Below are 7,052 nucleotides of genomic sequence, written 5' to 3' on the forward strand. Positions count from 1 at the left end.
ATCTACTCTTGCCCTTGAAATTACTCTTGGGACAGATGATTTTCGGCAAGTAGGTTTCAATGTCGCTTTCCGTCGCCGCTAAAGTTATGCCAGTCCAGCTGTCCGCGGGATTATGCACTAATTTAAGGCACACTCACAGTGATCTATACGCGTTGTAGCACAACGACTCCATAGTCCGGTATGTGCAACCAGTCGCCGCCATTGAGCCGTGAGTCGCGGCCGCCGTTGGTATGTTCACCTTCATCTTCCGCTGCGATTGAAAAGGCAGGCCAGGTTGAATTCCACAGCTCGCGATAATCGCCCCACGGTAGTTTCATCTGAGCCAAATTCATGTGGCCCGACCAACCACCAAAGTTCAATACGACAAAGTATTCGTTGTGTTGTCCACGCGCAAAGGCCAAAAGTTGGTCACCAGCAAACCGCACATCCAGCGGGGAGGGGCCTTGAATGTTGGGGTCGCGATGCAAACGGGCTAATTCTCGCCACCAGTTGCGAATTCGACTTCGATCTTCGTTGGCCAAGTATTCATCAATGTTCAGAGTCTCGGCGCTCCCAAATTGAAACTGCTTGTCCTCACCCGACTCTGCGCCCATAAAGAACAGCGGTATACCGCGTGAGAGTAGCGTTGCAGCCGCTGCCACCTTGGACATGCGCCATCCTTGACCATATCCAGCTACGTAGGCCACTCGATCGCGCACGTTGCCCACTTCATCGTGGCTCTCCGGATAATTGACTAGCTTGTACCAATCGTCGCACACGGTGTGAGTCAGCTTCAATGCATCTGCCAATCGCGACATGCCAAACTGTCGGCGGCAAGCGTCAATCAAGCGATCATGAAAATCGTCGCCCCATTGAGTGTCCATCGGTCCGCCATGATTTGTCATGCTCCATTCGTTGGGCAGATGCTCAGCCATCAGTAGGCAATGGCCGCTGACTTGAGATTGCACCGCGCGGCGCAGCCCGTGTAGAAACTCCCAGCCACCGCCCGAACCCAAGTGACGCACCGATCCGCTCCACGCATCCCAGGCCGACGAATGCACAATCGTTGCCGTATGATCGAGCCTGAAGGCATCGATGCGAAATTCATTGGCCAAATAGACCAGATTCTGCGCAAAGAAATGAACGCACTGCGGATGATCAAAGTTGATCAGTGCGCCCCACTGCGTGTCTCCATCAAAGAAGCTGTCGCGTGCCACATCCCAAAGAATATTGTCACCGCCTGCATGATTGAATACGACATCCAAGATTACAGCCAGACCGTGCTGATGGCAGGTGTAAACCAGATGCTTCAAATCATCGGGGCCATCCGGACCACAATAATTGTTCTCGACTGCGTAAAAGTAGGCCGGGTCATAGCCCCACGAGTTATTGCTGCTGACTTCGTTAACCGGCAACAGTTGAATCGCGGTTACGCCCAGGTCACGCAGGTAACCGGCTCTGTCAGAAATTTCTCTAGCCAAGCGTCGCAGCGGTCGCTCGCCGTCAAATCGATTGGTAAACCGACTGGGGTGCAGTTGATAGATGATGTAATAATCGGGTGTGGGCCGGTCCCAAGACTGATTGTGCCAATCAAACCGACTGTGATTGACCAGGCGTGACGCAGCGTTGGTGCGCGAGGCTTCCACCCAACCAGCTGCAGGATCCTGCAGTCGCTCTACCTGGTTGAATAGAAACTGGTACTTAACACCGTGATAGTCGCTGCGCCCATCACTTAATCCGTCTAACACATCGGAGATCTTGACTGTGCCCCACCAGTATGTGCCGTCATGCGTGGAGTGCATCTGTACAGGCTGTTGGAGCCAGCCAGTCCACTCTCCGATCACGTTCACATCGGCAGCATGTGGCGTATGCACCACGAAGTGAATTTGGTCCCCTTCTACATACGCGCCAGGCCGCTGCATGCGAAATGGCGGATCAGTCACCAGGTCCGCTGCAGGCAGCCTGGCAAGCAGCGGCGGTCGATCCAGAACTACATACTTTTTCACGTCAGCATCAGCAGCACCCAATTCTATGGCGTGTCGAAAGCGTTCCCAGCGGCCGTGGCTGTCGTGAAACTTAATAGATGTCGTCACGTTGGGATAAACGTATAAGGTCACCTCACCACTGGCCGAGACGGCCACGTTCGTGTCCTGCGGGCCGCGCGCACGGTTCACCCACACATGCGCAAACAAATCGCCTTCCAGTCGGCTGAGCGCCCGGTTGGCCACGGTCAGCGTGAGCCTTCGATCCGGCTCCGGCCGCGTGTCGAACAACTGACTGTCACCTTCCAGCGTCCAATATTCTGTATCGGCTGTTATGGCGATGCCGGAACGCGTGGCTTCCCGATTCTCCCACTCGTCCGCCAGACCTGGATTGCGGAACAAGCAACTATAGGGAAACTGTGTGAAGAGCTCGCTTTCGAAGGACAACCAACCATCGTCCGCAGCGACGCTGTCTACATCAGTTTTATAGTCGCCGTTATCGGCCCAGAGATGAAGCTGGGCCTTATTCGCGAATTCTTGACGATAGTGAATCGTCAGTGTCGCAGAGGCTGGGACGTTGCGCACGACCGTCGATGTGCCGCTATGAGTCCAGATTTCCTGGCCATCGTCAGCGACGAACCAGCGATTGGCTTGGTCTGCCTCGAAGACCGTGAAGTTTTTATCTTGGTCATGCCCGATGAATTTAAAGTTGAAGTATGACTTTTCATGGGCCGCCAGATCGATATCGAATACTGGTCCCAACTCATCCAGGCTGGATAGTTCTATGCGACGGCCCACTCCGGTAACCGGATCCCACACGAACATCTTGCTTGGTCGAAAACGCGATTGCGAAATCAAATGCACGCGCAGTTTGGTTTGGGTTGCCTCGCGCGGATCGTTCAATACCACGCGTGAGTTGCCCGCAGCACACCACACCGTCGCCGGAAATTCGCCCGAGGTCAACCGCGGCATTTCTCGCTGGAAGGCGTCATTCTCAAAATCTCCCGGCGTGCCTCGTTCGTTGAACGAGAACAACATGAATCGCACCGGTTGCGTCACTGAGGAACTGAGTTGACATTGAAACTCCACCCAGCCCCCGCCCACAGTGCTACTGACCGGTTGCAGAAACAGTTTGATGGCTGTGCCTTCACGCCATACATGCAGGCCAGGTCGCGCCAAGTTGGTGTAGACGAATATGCGATGCATACGATTCTCCTGCACAGAAATTTGGGAGCACGAGATGCCGCACCAGTTCATCGTCGCCTACTGGTTTGAACAGCGGAGTAGCCAAAGCTGAAGTAGTATTCTAGCGTACTACAACCCTGAAAAAGCTACTTAACCATGCGTTTACTAAAAATCAGAGTGCATGACTTGCTTGTACCTGCATTGTACTTTTGAATTGATCCACAGTTTGTAAGCTTCAATCTTTATGGCTACTCCTTTAGCTCGCTTATAAGCACGTGGACACGTGCTTAGAGTTCATTTTATGTCAGTTGTTTGGCTCGAGGCTAGCGATTCGAGAATCTGTCTAATAGCTTGACCATAATATAGACGCGCACCAGCCATTGAGACATGATTATCATCAACGTAACAAAAGTCACGGCCATTGAATAATCGTGGCTGACCTTCAACGTCAAAGAACTCGGAACTGGGATCGACCCAGATGTGCTGAGTGCTATGTAACTCTTTGAATATACGGGTGAACCCAGAGGTTTGTGTCTCGAAATCCTGGCGATTGAGTCCATTGCCAGGCTCAGCCATCCAAGTGTGCAGCGCGTGTTTGCGAATAGCCGCAGCTAGATCACTATTTTGGCAAGGTGGCGGACGGATCCAAAAAACGGGCGCCTTGAGCTGAATCGAACGGGCCGTCTGGGTCAGCTGCCGCGTAAGCACCGCTAGGGAATTCGACTGGCTCTCTGCGTCCGCTAAACCAGCCTCGCCTATATAAGTCTGCCAGGCAACGACAACAAGGATCGCCCGCCATGGACGTGAGTTGATTTCAGAGAGCACATTCCTATTCCAACGCAGGGCGTCTGCTTTTTCCTGGTCCGTTGAGTTTTGTCGCCAGGTGTTGATTAGTGACGGCGTTCCTCCTCGTGAAACCATTCGGCCCGCCAGGCCCATCTCGCGCGCGACTTCGTCAATCAGTGGTGCGAGCGCTTGAGCATGACTGTCGCCCCATAACAAAAACGATGGCTCCGCTTGGGATGCACCCAAGTGTGGCAACTGTTCCACTACAAAATCCACTTCGCTGGTAAAGTAGCGATCGGCCAGCGTTTGCGGTAATTCGGGTAGAGGCATTGCTCTGGCCAGACGCGATGGCCAGCCTTGGCCCGACCAAACACATAGCGAAACCATGCACGGTAACATCGCTGCTGCAGCCGCTCTGCGATAAAGCACGCTGCCCATCCAGTTCGTGCGCCGCCGCACAGGCTGCTCCACAAATTTCCACGATATGAAAGCGATGGGAAAACTGGCAACGAAAGGAATTACCATCACGATCGGCGGAGTCGGAGCCAACAGGTAACGCGTCATGGCCATCAGCGGCCAGTGCCATAAGTACAGCGAATAAGAAACCAACCCAATAGCCACCAGCCACCGATGCGCCAACCAACTTCGCGGCCAGGTATCATAGGTTCGATGCAGGTGGATCAGCAGAGCTGTGCTGCATACCGGTATAGTCGCCTTTACGCCTGGAAACGAGCTATCGGCTTTGAATAATAGTAGAGAACTTACCAGCCCAGTCATACCAAGCAGTGCCAACAGTTGCGGGACAGAGCAATGTAGCCTCGCTCTGATTGATGGTGCCGGCGTCAATGCAATTAAGCTACCAACCAGCAATTCCCAGGCACGCGTTGGCAATAAGTAAAACGCGGCACTCGGATAGCGCGGTGTAACGAAGGCACAAGCAATAAACGAACAAGCTGCAAGAATCGCCACTACAGGAACTAGATATCTGCGAGCGCGGCAAAAAACAAATTGCATAAGCAACGGAAGGAGCAAGTAGAATTGTTCTTCCACGGCCAACGACCAGACATGCAGCAGCGGTTTGACGTCAGCCGGAGCTGCAAAGTACCCCGTCTGTAACCAATAGAAGATGTTGCCACTGCAAAGGAGCTGAGCCAGTGTCGCTTGCGCTAGCTCGCGATAGTCATCAGGCAGCAACAGATAGTGGCCTGCCCCCAGTACGATCGTCATCATTACCAGCACGGCAGGTAAGATGCGCCGCAGGCGTCGCTCCCAAAAATGGCTTAAACTAAATCGGCCGGTTAACAAATCCTGAGCGATGATTTGTGTGATGAGGTAACCCGAGATCACGAAGAAAATATCGACACCAACAAACCCACCTCGCAGTCCAAATCCGGCGTGGTAAACCATAACACTTATCACCGCCAGACCACGTAGCCCGTCAATGTCTGGTCGATAACAAGTGCCGCTGGTATTGGTAATTTGCATTTCTCCGGGCGCACCATAGGCGGTCGAATCGAGTGTAACAAAACTCGGAAAGGGTCTTGGCATTATAGGTGACGGTCACCTCTCCAAGGATTCGCCTTGGGGAGGTCGAATCGAGCCGCAGCGAGATTCGGGAGGGGTCTGGGCGTGTAGCCGATCTCGCCAGAGATTGGACGTTGAGTGGTGATGCGTCCAAAGTCTGGCGACTTCGGCTACAGCAGAAGTCTTGCCTAGCGCAGTGCCCCCTCCCGCAGACGAAGGCTGAACGCCGCGTCTGCGACCTAGTATATAGCGGCCAACTAAGATGTTCATGTTCGACGTCGTTGCAACGGTGTCGGACTCAGCTACCCAGACAGTTTATCGACCCCGAACGAATGTACACATTTGTAGCTCGTGGGGGAGCGAAGTCGGGCAGCTGATTGTTTTCTATCCGAACGGTCGCTGAGTGCTCTTCGCCAAGTGCGAGGAAGCCTGAATTTACTAGGTAGGAGTTTACAATGACAACATATGATCGCGTGATCGGCATTGATGTAGCTTCCAAGAAGCTAGACATTTCCGATTCCCAGGGCAAGCTGCCTTCAACGATTAGCAACACGGTCTCGTCCATTGGCAAGTTGATCGAGCGCATCCAAGAGCCTGAAAAGACACTTGTGGTTTGCGAGAGCAGCGGTGGTTATGAGAATATCATGGTTGACCTGCTACACGAGGCGAAGGTCAACGTGTCAGTGGTCAACCCGCGCAAGACTCACTACTACGCCAAGGCACACGGGTATCTAGAAAAGACGGATACCATTGATGCCAAAGTAATTCGGCATTTTGGTGAGCAGGTCAAAGTCCATTTGACCAAGCCGCTTACCGAGCGAGAGAAGAAGCTTCGGTCGCTTACGCGTCGTCGAGTACAGGTCATGACGATGATCAACCAAGAGAAGAATCGCTTGCGTTTTGAGGATGAGACGGTCAAGCAATTCGTTGAAGAGAGCTTGAAAATGCTGAAAAACCAGCTAAAAGCTCTGAACGAGCAGCTCAAGGAGCAAGCCAAGGAGATGAGCAAAGAGACACCTAACGTAAGGATCATCTCCAGCGCGCCAGGCGTGGGTCTCATCACGACAGTCACTCTGTGTGCTGAACTTCCTGAACTTGGAAAAATCTCTCGTACGGAAATTTCCAAGCTTGTTGGTGTAGCTCCGATGGCCAACCAAACCGGTCAGAGCGATGGCAAGAGACGCATTCGCGGAGGTCGATCAACGGTGCGTCGTACACTATACATGGCGGCCTTAGTGGCAACCAAAAAGAATCCAGTGGTCGAGAAATTCTATTCGAGGTTATTAAGCCGAGGAAAACCGAAGAAGCTGGCGTTGATCGCGAGCATGCGAAAGCTGCTCCTGATCCTTCACGAGATGGTACGTACGCAAACGATGTGGGACCCCGAGAAGAAGGCACGTGACCAAGCTGTCGCCAGCCTGGCCACGGGCGCTACGTGCTCGGCGGGTCATTGACTCACCGGCGACTAAGTTATCCCTTACAAAGTTGCGTCCCCGCAGAGCTTTGCTATGTTTCACTTAGCACAGTTCATAGTAATGCTGCGCCTGTAGGAAATCAAACATTGAGTTACCGGCGCCATGCCTTGAAAAATCCCGG

3 protein-coding genes are annotated in these 7,052 nt (G+C 53.1%); 1 reads left to right on the top strand and 2 read right to left on the bottom strand.

The genetic code is table 11. The features are described from left to right. Positions 1 to 143: 143 nt before the first annotated feature. On the bottom strand, positions 144 to 3,167 hold the full coding sequence (locus SH573x_RS16115) for an alpha-amylase family glycosyl hydrolase (RefSeq protein WP_479348621.1): 3,024 nt from the start codon (positions 3,165 to 3,167) through the stop codon (positions 144 to 146). A 273-nt stretch (positions 3,168 to 3,440) separates the two neighbouring features. Then, entirely contained in the window at positions 3,441 to 5,417 is a 1,977-nt protein-coding gene (locus SH573x_RS16120; RefSeq protein ID WP_479348622.1) for an acyltransferase family protein, read from the bottom strand. 494 nt (positions 5,418 to 5,911) lie between these two features. On the opposite strand from SH573x_RS16120, the gene SH573x_RS16125 reads away from it, so the two are divergent. Then, a complete protein-coding gene (locus SH573x_RS16125) occupies positions 5,912 to 6,910 on the top strand; it encodes an IS110 family RNA-guided transposase (protein WP_479348623.1) in 999 nt (332 codons plus the stop codon). The last annotated feature ends 142 nt before the right edge of the window (positions 6,911 to 7,052 follow it).

The organism is Rania fehmarnensis (genome assembly GCF_056494185.1).

Bases quoted from the DNA above. Each gene is read 5' to 3' on its own strand.
- SH573x_RS16115 (WP_479348621.1), bottom strand. From the start codon at position 3,167: ATGCATCGCATATTCGTCTACACCAACTTGGCGCGACCTGGCCTGCAT.
- SH573x_RS16120 (WP_479348622.1), bottom strand. From the start codon at position 5,417: ATGCAAATTACCAATACCAGCGGCACTTGTTATCGACCAGACATTGAC.
- SH573x_RS16125 (WP_479348623.1), top strand. From the start codon at position 5,912: ATGACAACATATGATCGCGTGATCGGCATTGATGTAGCTTCCAAGAAG.